Annotated in this window: 23 protein-coding genes, 1 pseudogene and 1 riboswitch; of the genes and pseudogenes, 10 read left to right on the forward strand and 14 right to left on the reverse strand. The window is 71.1% G+C overall.

Features of this window, described 5'->3' with window-relative positions:
• Positions 1-243 precede the first annotated feature (243 nt).
• Positions 244-784 (reverse strand): annotated as a pseudogene (locus tag ACWDAG_RS29495) (transposase); the annotation flags it as partial.
• A 270-nt stretch (positions 785-1,054) separates the two neighbouring features.
• Here ACWDAG_RS29495 and ACWDAG_RS29500 point away from each other — a divergent pair.
• The 3 genes from ACWDAG_RS29500 to ACWDAG_RS29510 all read left to right on the forward strand — a co-directional run bounded on the left by ACWDAG_RS29500 (position 1,055) and on the right by ACWDAG_RS29510 (position 3,033).
• Positions 1,055-1,690: an ATP-dependent Clp protease proteolytic subunit gene (locus tag ACWDAG_RS29500; protein WP_450698584.1), complete on the forward strand. Its 636-nt coding sequence runs from the start codon at positions 1,055-1,057 to the stop codon at positions 1,688-1,690.
• A 7-nt stretch (positions 1,691-1,697) separates the two neighbouring features.
• Complete coding sequence (locus ACWDAG_RS29505) at positions 1,698-2,006, forward strand: hypothetical protein (RefSeq protein ID WP_099927190.1); 309 nt, start codon at positions 1,698-1,700, stop codon at positions 2,004-2,006.
• A 416-nt stretch (positions 2,007-2,422) separates the two neighbouring features.
• Positions 2,423-2,556: riboswitch (cyclic di-AMP (ydaO/yuaA leader) on the forward strand.
• Between the two features lie 3 nt (positions 2,557-2,559).
• Positions 2,560-3,033, forward strand: a complete 474-nt coding sequence (locus tag ACWDAG_RS29510; RefSeq protein ID WP_450698585.1) for a C40 family peptidase — start codon at positions 2,560-2,562, stop codon at positions 3,031-3,033.
• A 134-nt stretch (positions 3,034-3,167) separates the two neighbouring features.
• Here the strand turns inward: ACWDAG_RS29510 and ACWDAG_RS29515 are convergent, their stop codons facing one another.
• Entirely contained in the window at positions 3,168-3,626 is a 459-nt protein-coding gene (locus tag ACWDAG_RS29515) for an ATP-binding protein (RefSeq protein WP_450698586.1), read from the reverse strand.
• A gap of 213 nt (positions 3,627-3,839) precedes the next feature.
• Here ACWDAG_RS29515 and ACWDAG_RS29520 point away from each other — a divergent pair, with 213 nt between their 5' ends.
• Both ACWDAG_RS29520 and ACWDAG_RS29525 read left to right on the forward strand, forming a co-directional pair.
• On the forward strand, positions 3,840-4,700 hold the full coding sequence (locus ACWDAG_RS29520; protein ID WP_450698587.1) for a helix-turn-helix domain-containing protein: 861 nt from the start codon (positions 3,840-3,842) through the stop codon (positions 4,698-4,700).
• Between the two features lie 9 nt (positions 4,701-4,709).
• Positions 4,710-4,937, forward strand: a complete 228-nt coding sequence (locus tag ACWDAG_RS29525) for a DUF397 domain-containing protein (RefSeq protein WP_450698588.1) — start codon at positions 4,710-4,712, stop codon at positions 4,935-4,937.
• Positions 4,938-5,027: 90 nt separating this feature from the next.
• Here the strand turns inward: ACWDAG_RS29525 and ACWDAG_RS29530 are convergent, their stop codons facing one another.
• A complete protein-coding gene (locus ACWDAG_RS29530) occupies positions 5,028-6,164 on the reverse strand; it encodes an 8-amino-7-oxononanoate synthase (protein WP_450698589.1) in 1,137 nt (378 codons plus the stop codon).
• Positions 6,165-6,311: 147 nt separating this feature from the next.
• Between ACWDAG_RS29530 and bioB the strand changes: the two genes are divergently transcribed.
• From bioB to bioD, 3 genes are read left to right on the forward strand one after another with little or no spacing between them, the layout of a single operon-like run.
• Complete coding sequence (gene bioB / locus ACWDAG_RS29535) at positions 6,312-7,505, forward strand: biotin synthase BioB (RefSeq protein WP_450698590.1); 1,194 nt, start codon at positions 6,312-6,314, stop codon at positions 7,503-7,505.
• On the forward strand, positions 7,498-8,778 hold the full coding sequence (locus tag ACWDAG_RS29540) for an adenosylmethionine--8-amino-7-oxononanoate transaminase (protein ID WP_450698591.1): 1,281 nt from the start codon (positions 7,498-7,500) through the stop codon (positions 8,776-8,778). The genes bioB and ACWDAG_RS29540 overlap by 8 nt, the downstream gene beginning before the upstream one ends.
• 7 nt (positions 8,779-8,785) lie before the next feature.
• Positions 8,786-9,502, forward strand: a complete 717-nt coding sequence (gene bioD, locus ACWDAG_RS29545; RefSeq protein WP_450698592.1) for a dethiobiotin synthase — start codon at positions 8,786-8,788, stop codon at positions 9,500-9,502.
• Between the two features lie 18 nt (positions 9,503-9,520).
• On the opposite strand, the gene ACWDAG_RS29550 is transcribed toward bioD, so the two are convergent.
• From ACWDAG_RS29550 to ACWDAG_RS29590, 9 genes are all read right to left on the reverse strand, one after another.
• Positions 9,521-9,991 (reverse strand): SRPBCC domain-containing protein, encoded by a 471-nt coding sequence (locus tag ACWDAG_RS29550; RefSeq protein WP_450698593.1) that lies wholly within the window; start codon positions 9,989-9,991, stop codon positions 9,521-9,523.
• 27 nt (positions 9,992-10,018) lie between these two features.
• Positions 10,019-11,173: a pyrroloquinoline quinone biosynthesis protein PqqE gene (gene pqqE, locus ACWDAG_RS29555; protein ID WP_450698594.1), complete on the reverse strand. Its 1,155-nt coding sequence runs from the start codon at positions 11,171-11,173 to the stop codon at positions 10,019-10,021.
• The gene (pqqD, locus tag ACWDAG_RS29560; RefSeq protein WP_450698595.1) at positions 11,170-11,442 is read right to left on the reverse strand and encodes a pyrroloquinoline quinone biosynthesis peptide chaperone PqqD; all 273 of its coding nucleotides are present in this window, start codon (positions 11,440-11,442) and stop codon (positions 11,170-11,172) included. Before pqqD ends, pqqE begins: the two co-directional genes overlap by 4 nt.
• Positions 11,439-12,206, reverse strand: coding sequence for a pyrroloquinoline-quinone synthase PqqC (pqqC, locus tag ACWDAG_RS29565; RefSeq protein ID WP_450698596.1), 768 nt, complete (start codon positions 12,204-12,206; stop codon positions 11,439-11,441). The genes pqqD and pqqC overlap by 4 nt, the downstream gene beginning before the upstream one ends.
• Positions 12,203-13,102, reverse strand: coding sequence for a pyrroloquinoline quinone biosynthesis protein PqqB (gene pqqB, locus ACWDAG_RS29570; RefSeq protein ID WP_450698597.1), 900 nt, complete (start codon positions 13,100-13,102; stop codon positions 12,203-12,205). The genes pqqC and pqqB overlap by 4 nt, the downstream gene beginning before the upstream one ends.
• Positions 13,103-13,110: 8 nt before the next feature.
• Positions 13,111-13,251, reverse strand: coding sequence for a pyrroloquinoline quinone precursor peptide PqqA (gene pqqA / locus ACWDAG_RS29575; protein WP_450698598.1), 141 nt, complete (start codon positions 13,249-13,251; stop codon positions 13,111-13,113).
• Between the two features lie 46 nt (positions 13,252-13,297).
• Positions 13,298-14,437 carry a PQQ-dependent sugar dehydrogenase gene (locus ACWDAG_RS29580; RefSeq protein ID WP_450698599.1) on the reverse strand — a complete coding sequence of 380 codons (1,140 nt, stop codon included), beginning with the start codon at positions 14,435-14,437 and terminating at the stop codon, positions 13,298-13,300.
• A 214-nt stretch (positions 14,438-14,651) separates the two neighbouring features.
• Positions 14,652-16,403 carry a LuxR C-terminal-related transcriptional regulator gene (locus tag ACWDAG_RS29585; protein WP_450698600.1) on the reverse strand — a complete coding sequence of 584 codons (1,752 nt, stop codon included), beginning with the start codon at positions 16,401-16,403 and terminating at the stop codon, positions 14,652-14,654.
• A gap of 127 nt (positions 16,404-16,530) precedes the next feature.
• Positions 16,531-17,043 (reverse strand): hypothetical protein, encoded by a 513-nt coding sequence (locus ACWDAG_RS29590; protein WP_450698601.1) that lies wholly within the window; start codon positions 17,041-17,043, stop codon positions 16,531-16,533.
• Between the two features lie 115 nt (positions 17,044-17,158).
• Between ACWDAG_RS29590 and ACWDAG_RS29595 the strand changes: the two genes are divergently transcribed.
• Both ACWDAG_RS29595 and ACWDAG_RS29600 read left to right on the forward strand, forming a co-directional pair.
• Positions 17,159-17,845, forward strand: coding sequence for an esterase/lipase family protein (locus ACWDAG_RS29595; RefSeq protein ID WP_450698602.1), 687 nt, complete (start codon positions 17,159-17,161; stop codon positions 17,843-17,845).
• A gap of 91 nt (positions 17,846-17,936) precedes the next feature.
• Complete coding sequence (locus ACWDAG_RS29600) at positions 17,937-18,632, forward strand: class I SAM-dependent methyltransferase (protein ID WP_450698603.1); 696 nt, start codon at positions 17,937-17,939, stop codon at positions 18,630-18,632.
• A 9-nt stretch (positions 18,633-18,641) separates the two neighbouring features.
• Here the strand turns inward: ACWDAG_RS29600 and ACWDAG_RS29605 are convergent, their stop codons facing one another.
• Together ACWDAG_RS29605 and ACWDAG_RS29610 are read right to left on the reverse strand one after the other, a co-directional pair.
• Positions 18,642-19,016 (reverse strand): fic family toxin-antitoxin system, toxin component, encoded by a 375-nt coding sequence (locus tag ACWDAG_RS29605; protein WP_450698604.1) that lies wholly within the window; start codon positions 19,014-19,016, stop codon positions 18,642-18,644.
• 4 nt (positions 19,017-19,020) lie between these two features.
• Positions 19,021-19,260, reverse strand: coding sequence for a toxin-antitoxin system HicB family antitoxin (locus tag ACWDAG_RS29610; RefSeq protein WP_450698605.1), 240 nt, complete (start codon positions 19,258-19,260; stop codon positions 19,021-19,023).
• Positions 19,261-19,377 lie beyond the last annotated feature (117 nt).

The following is a 19,377-nucleotide window of genomic DNA, read 5'->3' on the forward strand; positions in this document are numbered from 1 at the left end:
CACGGCCCGGACCACTTCCGGCAGCGACGGCAGTCGCCCGGACGGGCACAACTCCTCAAGAGCGAGGCCGTATTGATCGGCGAGTTGGCGCGGCGCGTGCAGGATGGAATACGGGCGCTGCCCTCACGATCATGGGGGTCACTGGCGCAGGATCGATGGACCGGATCACGCCGGCCCCCCGTTATGTTTTCCGCGGTCCTGCAAGAGGACCGCTGGCCTGCGCGCTCGGCATGACTCGTTCCCCCGCACCCAGGGCTGGGCCGACTTGGGCACTGGCTCAGCAGCACGCGGGCGCAGTGAGTACGACATCGCTGCCGGCTCGCGCCGGGCAGGGTGGCGCCGATCGCGTCGACCAGGCCCATGTGCGCGTCAGAGATGACCAGTTGGACGCCGGACAGGCCGCGGGCGATCAGGGAGCGTAGGAAGGCCGGCCAGCCTGCGCCGTCATCGGCGGTGGCCACGTCCAGGCCGAGGATCTCGCGGTGTCCGTCCGTGTTGACGCCCACCGCGATGAGCGCGTGGACGTTGATGATGCGGCCGCCCTCACGGACCTTCTGGGGCAGGGCATCGACCGGGGCGAACGCGTAGGGGCCGGCATCCAGAGGGCGGTTTTCGACAGCTGGGTGACGCCCAGGGACTCGGCGAGCTTCTCGACTCGGCGGGTGAAGACGCCCAGCAGGCAGGCGGTGGCGACCACCGAGATGAGGGCCTGTTCGGCCCGCCGGCGCCGCTCCAGCAGCCAGTGCGGGAAGTAACTCCCCGACCTGAGCTTGGGGATGGCGACACTGCCCATGGCCACGAGCGAATGAGCGCCACCCGCTACGAGACGACCGCAACCATCCACCCGACCGGACTTCACATCACAGGCATTTTCCCCTGGTCCGCCCGGCCAGCCAAACGAAAGTTCGTAGAGAAAGTTGTGAGAGATCCGCCCTCGGCGAACAGCGAAAACCGCCTCCGACCTGGGCATTTGGCTTGATCACCAGAATCCGCCCCCATCGCAACGTCATGTACGTCCTGTACATTTTTTACAGACGCAGAAGGAGGGGTACCGATGACCCGACCGTCCGCCCGTTACGTCCTGCCCGAGTTCACCGAGCGCACGAGCTCCGGCACCAAGACGATGGATCCGTACTCCAAGCTGCTGGAGGAGCGGATCGTCTTTCTCGGGACGCCGATCGACGACACCTCGGCGAACGATGTGATGGCCCAGTTCATGCACCTCGAGTACCAGGCTCCGGACCAGGACATCTCGCTCTACATCAACTCCCCCGGCGGCTCGTTCACCGCGATGTCGGCGATCTACGACACGATGCAATACGTCGGCTGCGACGTGGAGACGATCTGCCTGGGGCAGGCCGGCTCGTCCGCCGCGGTGCTGCTGGGGGCGGGCACGCCGGGCAAGCGGTTCGCGCTGCCGGGTGCCCGCGTGGTGATCCATCAGCCGCTCCTGGCCGAGCCCATCGAGGGACAGACCAGCGATCTGGCCATCCAGGCCGAGGAGTTGGGCCGGATGCGGGCCCGGCTGGAGGAGATGCTCGTGCGGCACACGGGACGCAGCCCGGAGCAAGTCAGCGCGGACATCGAACGGGACAAGATCCTCAATGCCCAGGAAGCCGTGGATTACGGCCTGGTGGACCGGATCGTCCCGAGCCGCAAGTCCACCCTCGCCCCGCCCACCGGGCGGTGAGCGGCCGGTGCTCCCACCCGAACTTCCGCCGCTGCCCGCCCTCACTCGCGCCGAGGGCGAGTTGATCGACCGTTACCTCGACGTGGTCGACCTGCTCGGCCGCATCAACCCGGCGCAGCACGGCGACACCTATCGCGGACTGCGGGCCGCGCAGGCGCTGGTGAGCAAGGCGGCCCAGCTGCGCGACGCCCTGGCGCTGATGCACCAGCGGGGCGAGACCGAACTGCACGCTCCGACGCTGGGGCGCGCTCTGCGGGTGCTCGACGGGGAGCGGCGCACCGCCCGGGTCACGGTGCCCCCGCAGTCCGACAGTTGACGCACGTACGACCGGTCCGGGCCCTCCGCCCTGTCGGCGGAGCGTCCGGACCGGAGTTGAAACGGACCAGATGAGGTACCCCCATTCGGCGTAGTCGCGGCTCCTTTTTCGCGACCGTCAGGGTTGCGCAACGCGCCTGCCCGAAGAGCGGAATATCGTGCTCCGGTGCTGGTCCGAGCCTCCTCGGACCCCCCAACACTCCCTCGAACACAGGGGTGTCCACCCGAACGGGTGAGTGGTGAGTAACGACACAAACCCCCGGTTCCATTGGGATTTTCGGACTTGTATGGGTGAAGATCCCTGTCTGACGACAAGCCCCCGCCGCAGCGGCGGGGCGATCCGTGCGGACGCCGAGTCCTGCCGCCGCCCGGATGACCGGTCGACAGGAGTGGATCGGCAGGAGTGGAGGACCCAAGCTAGACGGGTCGCCGGAACGGTCACGCCATGACCGGGTCGAGCAGCCCTTGGGGTGAAGCCGCAGCAGCGGCCGGGCAACTTCGCCAGCCCGAATCCGACAGGTCATCCTTCACAGGCGGCTGACGAAGGGTTGCGCATGACTGCGCTCAATCGTGTCCCGTCGCTGATGGTCCGGGCCGGTACGGCCTCGGCTCTCACCCTCGCCGCCGTGGGCGGCTCCATCGTGGTCCCGGGTGTCGCCTCCGACGCCTCGGCGGCCCCCTTGGCGACGAAGGCACTCGAGATCGCGGCTTCCAAAAAGGGTTCCCCGTACAAGTGGGGCGCCACGGGACCGCGCCGGTTCGACTGCTCAGGGCTCACGCTGTACTCGTTCAAGAAGGCGGGCAAAAGTCTGCCCCGTACGGCGGCCCAGCAGTACAACAAGACCCGGCACATCTCCGCGAAGAGCCGGAAGGCCGGAGACCTTGTGTTCTTCCACTCGGGCTCCAACGTCTACCACGTCGGCATCTACGCCGGGAAGGGGAAGATCTGGCACGCCCCGAAGACCGGGGACGTCGTAAAGCTGCAGAAGATCTGGACCTCCAGCGTCTGGTACGGCCGGGTCAGCTGACTCTCCCGCGGGGGCGACGGCGACCTTGCCATGCCGTCGCCCCCGCGGGGCCTGACACGGCATCACAGCCCCGGCACCGCTGGGTATCGACGGCAAACGCGCCCCGGGCGCTGTCGCGCGGCACGGTTGAGCGACTACGGCTCCTGCTGCCCCGCCGCCGTCATGGGCTGGGCCGGTACCGTCCACGGGAGTTCGATGGTGACCGTCTTGCCGCCCTCGCGGGTGGGGCGGACATGCAGTCGGCCACCGCATTCGGCGGCCAGCCAGCGAATGATCACCATGCCCCGGCCGTTGTCCTGCTGCACGGCGGCGGGCAGGCGCTTCGGGAACCGCGGGTGGCTGTCGGTGACACCGATGCGGAGCTGCTCGTCACGGTGGAGGTCGATGTCCACCGTGAAGGTGGGCGACTGACCGAAGGTGTGCTGTACGGCGTTGGTGGCGAGTTCGGAGACGATGAGGCGGATGGTCTCGGCGGCTTCCGTGTCCGCCGGCAGCCCCCACTCGGCCAGCGTGCCGACCACGAAGCCGCGGGCCGCGGAGACCGAGGCGGGATCGCTCGGCAGAGTGACGGATGCTTCCAAATGGTCTGCCATGGCGCGGTCGTCCCTTTCCCACGGGACCGGAGTCCGACACGGAGCGGATGGTTCGAGTACGGTCCCGGACTGGTGCTTCGTCGCCAGACTGCCATTACCGCGCCCGTCACGGGTGGCGATCCACCAAGATATGCATATATCTGTCGCTCAAAGCGGTGAACTCTGCGACGAGAGACCGTATTTGGGTGGCACGGAAGGAGTAAGGAGAAGCGCATGCAACACGGTCCCGCGGTGCGCCGCCGGAAACTGGGCGCCGAACTGCGTGCGTTACGCACGAGCGCGGGGCTCACCAGTGGTGAGGCCGCCCGGCTCGTGGGCTGGCACCAGTCGAAGGTGAGCCGGATCGAGACCGGCGCCAGCGGGGTGAAACCGGCCGATGTGCGGTTACTCCTGGACGCCTACGCCGTGGCGGACGCCCAACTCCGTGAGTTGCTGCTGGTGTTGGCGGGCTCCGACGAGGGAGGCGGCCGACATCACTGGTGGCACGCCTATCGCGGGGTACTACCGCCGACCTACCGCGATTTCATCAGTCTGGAATCCCAGGCGAGCGCGATGAGCACGCTGGAGACGTCTGTCGTGCCCGGCCTTCTGCAGACGCCCGCATACGCACGCGCGGTGACCCGGGCAGCGGTCGGCGGACTGGACGACGAACGGCTCGACGCCCTGGTCGAGGTACGGCTGGCCAGGCAGGACGTGCTGCGTTCGGATCCGCCGCTGGAGCTGAGCGCGGTACTGGACGAGGCGGTGCTGCGCCGGGAGATCGGCGGCCCCGGCGTCATGGAGCAGCAGCTCGAACGACTCCTGGAGGCGGCGCGTCTGCCTCAAGTACGGCTTCAGGTACTGCCGTTCGCTGCCGGGGCACATGTCGGTGTCACCGGCCCTTTCGTAATCTTCTCATTTTCGAGCACTTCCGATCTGGATGTGGTTGTTCTCGACCACTTGACGAGTAGCCTCTACCTCGAACGGAAAGAAGACCTCCGGGCCTATACCGAGGCCTTCAACGCCCTTCAGATCCACGCCCTTTCGCCCGAGGACTCGTTGGATTACATCGCCGGGATAGGTGACGGCGCGTAAGGAGGCACCATGTCAGCACTGCCTCGGAACGTACCTTCCAGTACCGATCTGCACGGCGTGCGGTGGCAGCGCAGCAGCTACAGCACGGGTGCGAACAACTGCGTCGAGACGGCGCGGCCGCGCTCCGGCCCCTGGGCCGGGCTGCTCGCCGTGCGCGACTCCAAGGACCCGGCCGGGCCCGCCCTGCTCCTCTCCCCCGAGAGCTGGACGGACTTCACGGCCGCGTTCAAGTACTGATCAGTGCGATCGACCCTGATCAGTACTGACTAGCCCCGATCAGTCTCGATCGGTTCCGCATCGTGCGGCACACGGCCGTGTCACGCCGACTCATGGTCGCGTCTCGCCGATCACACGTACAGCGCGTTCGATCTGCGCCTCGGAGAGGTCCGCGCGGGCGGTCAGCCTCAGCCGTGAGATGCCGTCGGGCACGGAAGGAGGACGGAAGCAGCCCACGGCGAGGCCTGCCGTACGGCAGTCGGCCGCCCACTGCACGGCCCCCTCCGGGGACGGCGCGCGCACGGAGACGACCGCGGCGTCCGGGCGTACCGCCTCGTGACCCGCGGCGGTCAGCCGTGCGTGCAGTTCGGCGGCGACCGCACGCGCGCGTGCCGCACGCTCCGGCTCTCGGCGCAGCAGCCGCAGGGCCGCCAGGGCCGCCCCCGCAGCGGCGGGGGCGAGTCCCGTGTCGAAGATGAAGGTGCGGGCCGCGTTCACGAGGTGGTCGACCACCCGGGCGGGGCCGAGCACCACGCCGCCCTGGCTGCCGAGCGACTTGGACAGCGTGGCGGTCACGACCACGTCGTCGGCGCCCGCGAGGCCCGCCGCGTACGCGGCGCCGCGACCGCCGTCACCGAGGACCCCGAGCCCGTGCGCGTCGTCGACCAGCAGTCCCGCGCCGCGCTCCCGGCAGGCGGCGGCGAGTTCGGTCAGCGGGGCGGCGTCGCCGTCGACCGAGAAGACCGTGTCGGAGACGACGACCGCTGTGGCCGCGCCGTCCTCGTGCGTCTGCAGCGCCTTGCGCACCGCCTCCGGGTCGGCGTGTCCGACGACCTGGGTGGTGCCCCGGGCCAGCCGGCAGCCGTCGATGAGGGAGGCGTGGTTGCCCGCGTCGGAGACGATCAGCGAGCCGTGCGGGGCCAGCGCGGTGACCGCCGCGAGGTTGGCCGCGTAGCCGGAGGAGAAGACGAGTGCCGCCTCGAAGCCGCAGAAGTCGGCGAGTTCGCGCTCCAGCTCGGTGTGGAGTTCCGTGGTACCGGTGACCAGTCGAGAACCGGTCGAGCCGCCGCCCCAGGTCCGCGCGGCCCGGGCGGCGCCCTCGGCGATCTCGGGGTGGTGGGTCAGGCCCAGGTAGTCGTTGCTCGCGAGGTCCAGCAGCGGGGAGTCGGCCGGGCGCGGGCGCAGGGTCCGTACGAGTCCGGCGCGGCGGCGCAGCTGCGCCTGTTCGTCGATCCAGCCGAACGCCATGGCTCCTCCGGGGCTTTTGTAGGCAGTGGACAGACACTAGCCGGACGGGCCGCACCCCATGGTGTGGCAATACACACACGACGAAGTGCCCCTGTTGTTCATTCTCTCCTTGGCCGGGAGCGCTTCCGTAGGACAGGATCGGCTCTCATGGACCTGCTGAACACGCTGGTGGACAAGGGGCTTCGGCGCGAGCTGCCGACCCGCGAGGAAGCGCTGGCCGTCCTCGCCACTTCCGACGACGACGTGCTCGATGTGGTGGCCGCGGCCGGAAAGGTGCGTCGGCACTGGTTCGGCCGACGGGTGAAACTCAACTACCTCGTCAACTTGAAGTCCGGACTGTGTCCGGAGGACTGCTCCTACTGCTCCCAGCGGCTCGGTTCCAAGGCCGACATCCTGAAGTACACCTGGATCAAGCCGGACGAGGCTTCGAAGGCCGCGGCGGCCGGACTGGCGGGTGGCGCCAAGCGGGTGTGCCTGGTGGCGTCCGGGCGAGGGCCGACGGACCGGGACGTGGACCGGGTCGCCGGCACCATCAAGGCGATCAAGGAGCAGAACGAGGGCGTCGAGGTGTGCGCCTGTCTCGGTCTGCTCTCCGACGGCCAGGCGGAGCGGCTGCGCGAGGCGGGTGCGGACGCCTACAACCACAACCTGAACACGTCCGAGGCGACGTACGGGGACATCACGACCACCCACACGTACGCCGACCGGGTGGACACGGTGACCAAGGCGCACGCGGCCGGTCTGTCCGCCTGCTCCGGTCTGATCGCGGGCATGGGCGAGAGCGACGAGGACCTGGTGGACGTGGTCTTCTCGCTGCGCGAGCTGGACCCGGACTCGGTGCCGGTGAACTTCCTGATCCCGATGGAGGGCACCCCCCTCGCCAAGGAGTGGCACCTCACCCCGCAGCGCTGCCTGCGGATCCTGGCGATGGTGCGGTTCGTGTGCCCGGACGTCGAGGTCCGCATCGCCGGCGGCCGCGAGGTGCACCTGCGCACCATGCAGCCCCTGGCGCTGAACCTGGCCAACTCGATCTTCCTCGGCGACTACCTCACCAGCGAGGGCCAGGCAGGCAAGGCCGACCTGGAGATGATCGCGGACGCCGGCTTCGAGGTGGAGGGCGCCGGCGAGGTGACGCTGCCGGAGCACCGCGTCACGTCGGGCGGCGGCTGCGGCTCGCACGCCGGGGCCGGCTGCGGCTCCCACCAGGACGGCGGTTGCGGGTCGCACGAGGACGGCGGTGTCTGCGGTACGGCTGCCGCTGTGCCCTCGGCCGAGCCCCGCACCGACCTGGTCGCCATGCGCCACCGCGGTGTCGGAACGGATCTCGCGCCCAATGCCTGACCTGCCCGTCTCCGAGCTGCTGGAGCTCGACCGACGGCATGTCTGGCATCCGTACGGGCCCATGCCCGGCCGGGTCGAACCGCTCGTCGTCGAGTCGGCGAGCGGGGTGCGGCTTCGGCTCGCGGACGGCTCGGGCGAGCTGGTCGACGGCATGTCGTCCTGGTGGTCGGCCATCCACGGCTACAACCACCCGGTGCTCAACGAGGCCGCGCGTGCTCAGCTCGGCCGGATGAGCCATGTGATGTTCGGCGGGCTCACCCACGAGCCCGCCGTCCGGCTCGCAAAGCACCTTGTCGACATGTCACCCGACGGTCTGGAGCATGTCTTCCTCGCCGATTCCGGTTCGGTGTCGGTCGAGGTCGCGGCCAAGATGTGCCTGCAGTACTGGCGTTCGCTGGGCCGGGGCGGCAAGCAGCGGCTGCTGACCTGGCGCGGCGGCTATCACGGCGACACCTGGCAGCCCATGTCGGTGTGCGATCCCAAGGGCGGGATGCACGAACTGTGGAGCGGGGTACTGCCGCGCCAGGTGTTCGTGGACGCGCCCCCGGCCGAGTACGAGGAGTCGTACGCGGAGCAGTTGCGCTCGGCGATCGAGCGGCACGCCGACGAACTGGCCGCGGTGATCGTCGAGCCGGTGGTGCAGGGCGCCGGCGGGATGCGCTTCCACTCCCCCGCGTATCTGCGGGTGCTGCGCGAGGCGTGCGACGCGCATGACGTGCTGCTGGTGTTCGACGAGATCGCGACCGGGTTCGGCCGCACCGGCGCCCTGTTCGGGGCCGACCACGCGGCCGTGACGCCGGACGTGATGTGCGTGGGCAAGGCGCTGACCGGCGGCTACATGACGCTGGCGGCGACGCTGTGCACCTCCCGCGTGGCCGACGGCATCTCGCAGGGCGAGGTGCCGGTCCTGGCCCACGGCCCGACCTTCATGGGTAACCCTCTCGCCGCGTCGGTCGCCTGCGCCTCGATCGAGCTGCTGCTCGGCCAGGACTGGCTCGGCGAGGTCAAGCGGATCGAGACGGGGCTGCGGGAGGGGCTGGCACCGGCTCTCGAGCTCCCGGGCGTGCGGGATGTACGCGTCCTCGGCGCCATCGGAGTCGTGCAGCTGGACCATGCCGTCGACATGAAGGCGGCGACGGACGCGGCCGTGCGCGAGGGCGTGTGGCTGCGGCCGTTCCGCGACCTGATCTACACGATGCCGCCGTACGTCACCGGGGACGCCGACGTGGCACTGATCGCGCGCGCGGTGTGCGCGGCGGCGCGGGAGGGATGAGCACGGCATGACGATCCTGGTGATCACGGGCACCGGTACGGAGGTCGGCAAGACGGTCACGACCGCTGCGGTCGCCGCCTGTGCCCTGGCGGCCGGCCGGTCGGTGGCCGTGCTGAAGGCCGCACAGACGGGCGTGGGGCCGGACGAGCCCGGGGACGCCGCCGAGGTCGCCCGGCTGGCGGGTGGCGTGACGGCGGCCGAACTCGCCCGTTTTCCCGAACCGTTGGCGCCGGGGACGGCCGCCCGGAGGGCCGGTATGCCCCCGGTACGCCCGCGGGACGTCGCCGAGGCCGCGGCCAAGCTGGCCGCCGAGCACGACCTGGTGCTGGTGGAGGGGGCCGGCGGGCTGCTCGTCCGCTTCGACCCGGAGGGCGGGACGCTGGCGGACGCGGCGGAGCTGCTGAAGGCGCCCGTGCTGGTGGTGGCGTCGGCGGGCCTGGGCACGCTGAACACGACGGAGCTGACGGCACGTGAACTCCGTTCCCGTCGGCTCGACCTGGCCGGGATCGTGATCGGCAGCTGGCCCGGCTCCCCCGACCTCGCCTCCCGCTGCAACGTGGCGGATCTGCCGGATGTGGCGGGCGCACCGCTGCTGGGTGCCCTGCCCGCCGGAGCGGGCTCGCTGGCACCCGCCGACTTCCGTGAGAATGCGCCGGGTTGGCTGGCACCGCGGCTGGACGGGGCGTGGGACGCGGAGGCGTTCCGGGGCCGGGAGGCGCCGTAGAGCCGCTGACCCGCTGATTCAGCCGGAGCGCTCGTCCGCCTCGACGAGCCGCGCGAGGTTCGCCAGGGCCATGCGCGTGCCGGTCTCGTTGTCGGCGGCGGGCACGGCGTCGGGGATCCCCTCGTGCACGACGAGGACGTCGGTGCCGCCGTCCGCGGCGGTGAGCGTGGTGGTCATCGTCATCGTGCCCCGCAGCGCGGGGTCCGCGGTCTCGAACTCGAGCACCTCGACGACCTGCTCGTCCGGTACGAGCTTCGCGAAATGGCCGTGGTAGGTGTCGGTGTGCGCGGCCGACTTGCCGGTGCCGACCGGCGCGTCGTAGGTGAGCGAGACGCGGAAGCGCCCGCCTTCGCGCGCCTCGAATTCGTGCACGTGGCTGCTCATGCCGTCCGGCACGCGCCATCCGGCGATCGCGTCCGCGTCCAGCAGAGCCCGGTAGACCGCCGAAGGCGGGGCGTGCACATGTCGTGAGACCTGCGCCGAGTACATGGGGTCAACATAGTCGCCGGCCCGTGCTCACGCCTCGATCACGGCAGCTGCCGCGCGATCTGGTCGGACCGGTGCCCGCCGCCTGATGGGCGGTCGGCCGTTGGTGCTGTCGTCCGTCAGTGCGCGGATCAGGGCGTGGTCGGGGGAGAGCCGGCAGGCGGGGTCCGTGCGGGATGCGTCACCCGTGAGCGCGTAGGCCTGGCAGCGGCAGCCGCCGTGGTCCTCCTCGCGGCGGGAACAGCTGCGGCAGGGGTCGGGCATCCAGTCGGTGCCCCGGTAGCGGCTGAACGCCGGGGAATGGTCCCAGATCCAGGCCAGCGGATTGTCCCGGATGTTGGGCGGGTCCAGATCCGGCAGCGAGGCCGCGGCCGGGCAGGGCAGGACGGTGCCGTCCGGGGCGACGGTGAGCGAGATCGCGCCCCAGCCGCCCATGCACGGCTTGGCCACGCCGTCGAAGTAGTCGGGGACGACCCAGACCAGCTCGGGTCCGTCCGTCGCGAGTCGCTCCCGCCACCGCTCGACGGCGTCCCGTGCGCGGGCTAGCTGGTCGCGCGTGGCGAGCAGGGCGGCGCGGTTGAGCAGACCCCAGCCGTAGAACTGCGCGTTGGCGAGTTCGATGCGGTCCACGCCCCAGGACAGGCCCAGTTCGACGACGGCGTCGAGGGCGTCGAGGTTCTCGTGGTGCAGGACGACGTTGAGCCCCAGGGGCAGGCCCGCGGCCCTTACCAGTGCGGCGGCGCGTTCCTTGTCGCCGAAGGAACGGCGTCCGGCGATCCGGTCCGAGGCGCGCGCGTCGGCATGCTGGACGGAGAGCTGGACGCTGCGCAGCCCGGCGGCGGCGAGCGCGCAGAGCCGCTCCCGGGCCAGGCCCACACCGCTGGTGACCATCTGGGTGTAGATCCCGGCGGCCTCGGCCGCGGCGACGATCTGCTCCAGGTCCCGGCGCAGCAGCGGCTCACCGCCCGAGAGATGGGTGTGCACCACGCCGAACTCGCCGGCCTGGCGCATCACGTCCGTCCACTGCGCGGTGGTCAGTTCGCGTGAACGCCGTGTCAGCTCCAGCGGGTTGGAGCAGTACCCGCAGTGCAGCGGGCAGGCGTGGGTGAGTTCGGCCAGCAGCGCCCAGGGACGGGCGGGGGCGGGCGACTGAGCGGCGGGGCGGGTCGGATCGGTGAGGGTCATCGCAGCCAGCCCTCCTTGCGCAGCCGTTCGAGGAAGGGAGGGACGTCGGTGGCCACGGGGGCGCCGGGGAAGCGTGCCGACAGTTCGTCGACGATGTCGCGCACGCTGCGGGCGCCGTCGCACAGGCCGACGACCGTGCCGGCCCCGCCCCGCAGCACGACGACACGCTCGGGAAGGAGGAGCAGGTCCGTGTCCCGGGTGTGGTCGTGCCGCAGAACAACGGCGGGGGCCGGCACGGGCCGCCAGTCGGTCACCGACGTCGCCCTCACCCCTGCTCCCGGCGGCCCGCCTGGTCCACGGCGTCGAGCAGCGACCACAGGACATCGCACTTGAAGCGCAGTGCGGCCAAGGCGCGTTCCTGCTGGTCCCGGGTGCGGGCCCAGCCGAGGACCAGGTCGAGTGCCTCGCGGCTGTCGCGCCGGCCCTGGGAGACCCGGGTGCGGAAGTAGGCGAGGCCCTGGGGTTCGATCCACCGGTAGTGGCGCTGGAAGGCCTCGATGCGGGTGCGCATCAGATCCGGGGCGGACAGTTCGGTCAGTGACGCGGCAACGGCTTCGAGGGGCGTGCGCAGCCGGCAGAAGTTGACGTATCCGTCGACCGCCAGCCGTACGCCCGGCAGCACGCCGTCGCCGGCGAGCAGCGTCTCACGGGGCAGGCCGGCCGCCTCGGCGAGCCGCAGCCACCGGTCGAGGCCGCCCTCGCGGTCCTGCTGACCGTCGTGGTCCTGGATGCGGCGCAGCCACATCCGGCGCAGCACCGGGGTGTCCAGCTTGGCCGTGATCAGGGCGTCCTTGACGGGGATGTGGCGCTGGTAGTGGAAGCGGTTGACGATCCAGCGGCGCAGCTCGTCCTGGCTGAGATCGCCGCTGTGCATACGGAGGTTGAAGGGGTGGCTGTCGTGGTACCGCTCCTCCCCCACCGCGCGCAGTCGTGCCTCGAACTCCGCGGGGCGCCAGGGCTCCGCGAGCGGGTCGGGTGCCGTGTTCAGGGCTGTCGTATTCAGTGCTGTCGTATTCAGTGCGGTCGTGCTCATAGGTCGATCACCATCCCGTCGTACGCCACCTCGAGGCCCAGCCGTGCGAGCCGCTTGTGCTGGGGCGCGGCCGGGTCGACGAGGGGGTTGGTGTTGTTGAGGTGGGTGTAGAGGCAGCGGGCGGAGAGGCGGGCGAGGCGCTCGGCGGTTCCGTCCGGTCCCTCGATCGGCAGGTGGCCCATGCCGGTGGCGGTGCGTTCGGAGATGCCGGTGCTGCGGGGCTCCTCGTCGTCCCAGAAGGTGCCGTCCACGATGACGCAGTCGGCCTCCGTGGCGGCCTGCTGGAAGCGGTCGGGCCAGGCGGCCAGGGCGGGGGCGTAGAGCGCGGTGGACCCGGAGGCCGGGTCGTACAGGCGCAGCGCCACGACCCATGCGTCGTCGTCCGGGGCATCGGCGGCGTACCGCGGGCGCTTGCCCGACACCGGGATGCCGCTCATCTGGAGGCCCGAGGTACCGCGGTCCAGGGGTTCGGCTCCGCGCGACGGCAGCTCCCGCCAGGTGATGGAGGTGTACGGCGCCAGTACGTCGCCGAGATGCAGACGGTCGAGGAGCGCCCGCCGGACCGGTGCCGTGGTGATCACCTGGAGGGCGTCCGCCTCGCGCAGCCGTGCGATGCCCAGGGTGTGGTCGAGTTCGGCGTCGGTGAGGACCAGTCCGGCGATCGGGGTCTGCCGGGGGCCGGGCCCTGGGTGGAGTTCGGGCCGGGCTTCGATCTGGTCGCCGATGTCGGGTGTCGCGTTGACGATGTACCAGCGGCCGTCGTCGGTGCGTACGGCGAGGGAGGCGTGACGGCGGCGTCGGCCCGGGTGGGCGCGTGCCCCGGAGCATCCGGAGCACGCGCAGTTCCACTGGGGGATGCCGCCGCCGGCGGCCGTGCCGAGTACCAGCAGCAGCATGGCGCCGGCTAGCGGGAGCTGAGGGAGTAGGCGGTGACCTCAAGCGCGGTGTCGACGACCTCGTAGGAGGGCGCCTGCCAGGTGGCCCTGTCCGTGTCCTGCGAGGCGATCTGCTCGACCGGCTTGAGCTGCTCCGTGGCTTCGTTCATGGGTGATACGTCCTCTCCGGTGGGTTTTCTGGGTGTGCAGGGAGGGTCACTTGAGGGAGACGCGGAGGATTTTGTCCTTGCCGTATCCGAGGTCGCTGGTGCCCACCCACAGTTCGTCCGCGCCGGGCACCTTGGCAATGGCCCGGAGGCGACCGAGCCGGCCTGGGTAGAAGTCGACCGGCGTGCCGGTGAACTCGCTGTCCCCGTCGATCGGGATGCGCCACAGCCGCTTGCCGCGCAGCGACGTCACGTAGATGACGTTGTCCACGATGGCGAGTTGGGCGGGCACGCCCCACTCCGGGTGGAAGACGACCCTCGGGGTGGTCATGCCTTTGACGTCACAGCCGCCCTCACAGGCGGGAAAGCCGTAGTTGGCGCCCGGCTTGATCAGGTTGATCTCGTCCCAGGTCTGATCGCCGACCTCCGTCTCCCACAGGCGGCCGTTGCGGTCCCAGGCCAGGCCCTCCGGGTTGCGGTGGCCGTAGCTGTAGACGCGGGTGCCGAACGGGTTGCCGGGGGCCGCGGCCCCGGTCCTGGTGATACGGAGGATCTTGCCGTTGAGCGACTTCTTGTCCTGCGCGAGCTTGGGCTGGTAGGCGTCGCCGGTGGAGACGTAGAGGTAGCCGTCGGGGCCGAAGGCGATCTGGCCGCCGTTGTGGTTGCCCACCCGCTTGATTCCGCCGAGGACCACCTTGTAGTTGGAGAGCGACCTGCCGTCGTAGTCCATGCTGACGACCTGGGTCCGGGTCCTCGTGGTGTGCACGAAGAACACCTGCTTGTCGGTCGTGCCGTTCCAGGTCGGGGACGGAGCTACACCCAACAGGCCGCCTGGGCCGTCGTCATAGGGTTCGGGGACCGTGTTCGGCACCTCGCCGACCAGTGTCTTGGTCCCGTCCCGGTCGAGGCGGTAGACCTGGAAGGTGAGCCGCTCGGTCACCAGCGCCGAGAGTCCGTCCGGCATGAACTTGATCTCCCAGGGCGTCTGCCATCCCGTGGACAGCGTGCTGACGTCGTCCGTCGGAGCACCGCCGTCCGCGGCGGCAGCCGTGACCGCGGCGGCGGTGCCCGGCGCCGCGGCCGCGGGCGCCGACTGCGGCAGACCGGCCGCGAGCAGTGCGGCCGCAGCGGCGAGCGAGCCCAGAACGATCCGGGATGGACGCCGCACGGAGCGGCCTGGGTCTGTCATGTCGACGCCCTTCGTCGTTCCTCGAGTCAACCGTCGTGACGCGGCGTGTCCACACGCTCGCGAAGGGCAGCGTATTTCGCGGACATAGCTACAGCCTGTATTGAAATCATGACAATTGGCAGCATGTCTGCTATTCGGATGAACCGTCGGCACGAGGCCCGGCGACGGCGGTGGCGTACGGGTCGCTGACGGGCGCCCCGCCGCGGCGCAGCCGTCATTGCGCGTGCCCGCCGTCGCCCAGCAGCCGTACCAGGTCGATCCGTGAGCGGATGCCCAACCGGCTGAACACGCCCCGCAGATGGTGGTCGATCGTGCGGGGGCTGAGGGCGAGGCGGGCGGCGATCTCACGGTTGGTGGCGCCGTCGGCGGCCATGCGGGCGATCAGGAGCTGCTGGGCCGTCAGGCGTGTGACGGGGTCGTCGGTGCGGCCGCGCGCGGAGGTGGCGGGAGCGCCCAGCGCGCGGAGTTCAGCGCGGGCCTGTGTCGCGCAGTGCGGGGCACCGAAGTACTCGAAGGCCTCCAGGGCGCTGTGGAGCCGGTCGCCGGCCTCCGTGCGGCGGCGCAGTCGGCGCAGGGCACTGCCGAACAGCAGCTCCGTTCGGGCGCGTTCGAAGTCGCGGTCGCCCTGCGCGTGCAGGTCGAGTGCCGTGCGGTAGTGCTCGACGGCCTCCGCGCCGGGCGCGAGCAGCGCGCGGCAGCGGGCGCTGAGCGCCAGGTCGTCGCTACTGCGCACGGCACGCGCCCAACGGTGGTAGTCGGCGTGGGCGGCCCGCGCGACGCGGGTGTCGCCGGTGCGTACGGCGGCCTCGACGTAGTGCGGGGTGGCCAGGTGGCGGATGGCGCGGTGGCCGTGGCCCGGGCCGAAGCCGGCGAGGGCGCGCAGCCGGGCCGCCGCGCCGGCGTAGCGGCCGTCGGCGAGGTCGAGGAAGGCGAGCGCGGCGGGCAGGCCGAGGCCGCGGGCGAGGGCGTAGGAGCGTGCGGTTGCGGCGCGTTCGCGGCAGGTGGTTGCGTCGCCGGTGACCGCCGCGAACATGGCGAGGGCGGCCTGCAGATGGCAGGCGCCGTTGTCCTGCCCGGTGGCGTACGCCTGCCGCAGGGCGTCCGTGGCGGTGGCAGCGCCGACCTGTGGGCGCCCGGTCCAGAAGTCGGCGTAGGCACGGAACTCCAGCGCCTGTGCCACGGTGGCGGCGGCGCCCCGCGCCCGGGCCGAGGCGGCTGCCCGCACGGTGGCGGTGGCGGCCCGGGTGTGGTCACCGAGCATCAGCGCGGCGATACCGGCGTGCACGAGCAGGGTGGGGTCCCCTCCCGGCTCGCATCGCCCGGCTGCCGCCTCCAGCAGATCCCGCGCGTCCTCGTACCGCCCCTCGAAGGCAGCGACGAGCCCGCCCAACGTGCCGGGCACCCCGATCCCCAGCTGCCCGGCCACCACGGCGGCCTCCCGGCAGCGCCGCAGGTCACCGGTGTAGATGGCGGCCTCGGTGGCGCGGGCGAGGAGGTGGGGGTCGGGCGCGGAGTCGCCGGCCGCACGCCCATGAACTGCTCCCGCACCGTCCGCCACTTCCGCGGACCGGCGCACTCCCCGGCCGGCCTGCTCTGTCCGTCCCGGTGCACCGGCGCCGTCGCGCTCTCCGCGTCCCGGCGTTGCCCCGACGTCACCACCGCGCGCGCCCTCCACCCCTCCGGCGCGCCGCGGCTTCTTCGGGGCGCCCTGAAGTCCCGTCCCGCTCCCCTGGCCGTCCTCCCCATCACCGGCCTCGACAACCGCCGTCAGCAGCGAGTCGAAGGCCTCCGTCGCGTTCCCCGCGCGGAGTGCGAGCAGACCCGTCAGTGCGTCGTCGGGGGTCGCGGTGGCCGCCAGGCGGCGGGCGCGGTCCGCGTCGCCCGAGTGCCAGGCGGCCGTGGCGGCGCGGGCGCGGAGGCGGGACTGTTCGGACGGGGTGGGGCAGAGAGCTGCGGCGCGTTCCAACAGGGCCCGGGTCAGTGTGAGTTGGCCCGCGGCGCGGGCCTGCTCTGCTGCGGCGCGCAGTTCCGCCGCCAGACGGGCGCTCGGGCCGAGGGCGCCCGCGCCCCGGTGCCAGGAGCGGCGGGGTGTTTCACCGGCGCCGTGCAGGACGCGCGCCAGCAGGCGGTGGACGTCGCGGCGGTCCGCCGGGGAGCCGGTCTCGTACGCGGCGATCCTCGTCCAGGCGTCCCGGAAGACGACGCCCCCCCGCTCCCGCCTGTGCGATTCCGGCCGCCTCGGCGGCCTCCAGCGGGCGGGTGTCCAGGCGGACGGCCGCGACGGCGCGCAGGAAGGCATGGGTGGCGACCGGGTACTGGTCCGCGGCCGCGAGCAGCAGGAGCAGACGGGTGTCGTCCGGGAGGGCCCGGATCTCGGCGCGGTGCGCACACAGCAGGCCGGGGGCGAGTGCGGACGGTTCCGTGGGGAGCGGGTCGAGGCCCGCCGACTGGCGGTCGGTCAGCAGCGGTACGAGTTCGGCGGCGGCGCGCGGATCACCGTAGACGGCGTGCAGGACCCGTACGCGGACGCCCTCGGAAAGTCCGGAGGTCGTGCGCGGCGGTGGCGAAGTGCGGTTAAGAGGAGGGGGGTTCACCGGAGTCACCACTCAACTGACGTTACTGGCGAGTTAATTGAACCGTAAAGACCGGCGACTTCGCCGATGCGTCGCGCGTAGACCCGAGCCGACACTCCTGGCGACCCCACCCGTGTCAGGAGGCACCATGCAGCGCCACAAGCGTCGTATCGCCACGGCATTCTCGGCCGTGGTCGCATCGCTCCTGCTGTCCCTCTCACTCTCCGCCGCCCCCGCTCGGGCGGCGACCCACAACCCGATCGTGTTCGTGCACGGCCTGAGCGGCGACTCGAGCAGCTGGAACGACTGGGTCGCGGACTTCGAGGCGGACGGCTACTCGTCCTCCGAGCTGTACGCGTGGTCGTACGACTGGGGGCAGTCCAACGCCACCACGGCGCAGCAGCTGGCCACCGAGATCAAGAACGTGCTGGCGAAGACCGGTGCGTCCAAGGTCGACATCGTCGCTCACTCGATGGGTGTGCTCAGCTCCCGTTACTACCTCAAGAACCTCGGCGGAACGTCGTACGTCGACGACTTCGTCTCGGTCGCCGGGGTGAACCACGGCACGTCCGTCGCCTCCTGGTGCGCGTGGCTGTACACGTCCTGCAAGGAGATGCAGATCGGCAGCTCCTATCTGACCGCTCTCAACTCGGGCGACGAGACACCGGGTGCCGTGTCCTACGCGAGCTACTGGTCGGACTGCGACGAAGCGGTCGTCCCGAACAGCTCGGCGCTCCTGAGCGGCGCGACCAACGTGGACGTCGGCTGTGTCTCGCACACCGACATGAACAACGACCACGGCGTGTACGAGCAGGTGCGGGACTTCATCGTATGAGCCCGGCGTGAGCCACGCCTGAACCAGCGGGGGTGCGCGGGGCCCGTACGGGGGAGAATCGCGGTAGGCCCGTCCTGTCGAGGAGGTCCTCATGCCGCTACGGCCCCCCGGCGCCGCCAAGCCGGCGCGGGATCCCGTGCACCATCCGCTGTTCGCCCGCTACTACGCACGGATCAGCGTGGCCGCCGAGACCCGGCTGGGTATGGGCGGCGTCCGCGACCGGCTGCTGTCCGGACTGTCCGGGCGGGTGATCGAGATCGGCGCGGGCAACGGACTGAACTTCGCGCACTATCCGAGGACCGTCTCGGAGGTCGTGGCGATCGAACCGGAGCGCCGGCTGCGGCAGTTGGCCCTCGACGCCGCCCGCCACTGCGAGGTGCCGGTGGATGTCGCTCCGGGTGCCGCGGAGGCACTGCCCGTCAAGAGCGAGGCCTTCGACGCGGTGGTGATCTCACTGGTGCTGTGCAGTGTGCGGGACGTGCCGCGCGCGCTCGCGGAGATACGGCGGGTGCTGCGGCCCGGCGGCGTGGTGCGGTTCTTCGAGCACGGACGCGGCGGCGGACCTGCGATGACCTTCACCCAGCGCGCCCTGGACCGCACGCTGTGGCCGCCCCTCAACGGCGGCTGCCATCTGGCCCGCGACCCGATCGCCGCGCTGCGCGAGGCCGGGTTCGAACTCGGCCCGTACCGGCGCATGCTGATGCCTCAGACGGGGCCGAGGCTGCCCACCTCGTACTGCGTGCTGGGCACGGCGTGGCGGCCGGAGTCCGCCGGGACGGCCGACTGAACGCCCGGCTCACATGGTCCAGCCGCGCAGCTCCGCCGCGATGTCGTACACCGTGGCGTTGCCCTTCTTGACCAGACGGGCCAGGTCGCGCACCTGCACCGGCGACGTGGTGACCCTCAGGCCGCTGGCGACGAGGTAGGCGTACGCGACAGCCGAGGCGAAGAGGGCGTTCGAGCGCTCCAGGGCGGGGATGTGGATGAGGAGTTGGAGCAGAGCCGCCGCGCGTACGTGCGGGTCGTCGTAGACGGGGACGTCGAATATCTCGGCCTCGTGGCGCGCGACGGCCGCCACGAGGGCACCCCAGTCGGTGACCTGGGGGTCTCCGGGCGTCTTCTGTTCGGCGAGCATGAGAAGCCAGGCGAGATCGATGCTGAGGTTGCTCAAGGGATCAGCGGCGACCTTCGCGCGTGCTCTCGTCCTCGCCGGCGAACTCCTCGGCGAAGACCGCCTCGTACTGCTTCATGAAGTCGGCGGCGGCCTCGACGAACGTCTGGCCGACCTCCCCGGTGTCCTGTCTCACGAGTTCCTCGATGTAGCGGTTGACGCTCATACCGCGGGCCAGAGCGCGCTCGCGGGCGGCACGGGCCGTGCCCTCGTCCACTCTCACGTTCAGCTGGGTCTTCGCCATACTCAGAAGCTAGCGCTGAAGTGCTAGCACGGCAAGAGGCCGTCCAAGGGGCGAAGCTCAACCAGAGGGTGGAGAGTGTCCCTTACACCGATATCAGGGGCACGACCTGTGGTGGAG

The organism is Streptomyces sp. NPDC001157, assembly GCF_053598255.1.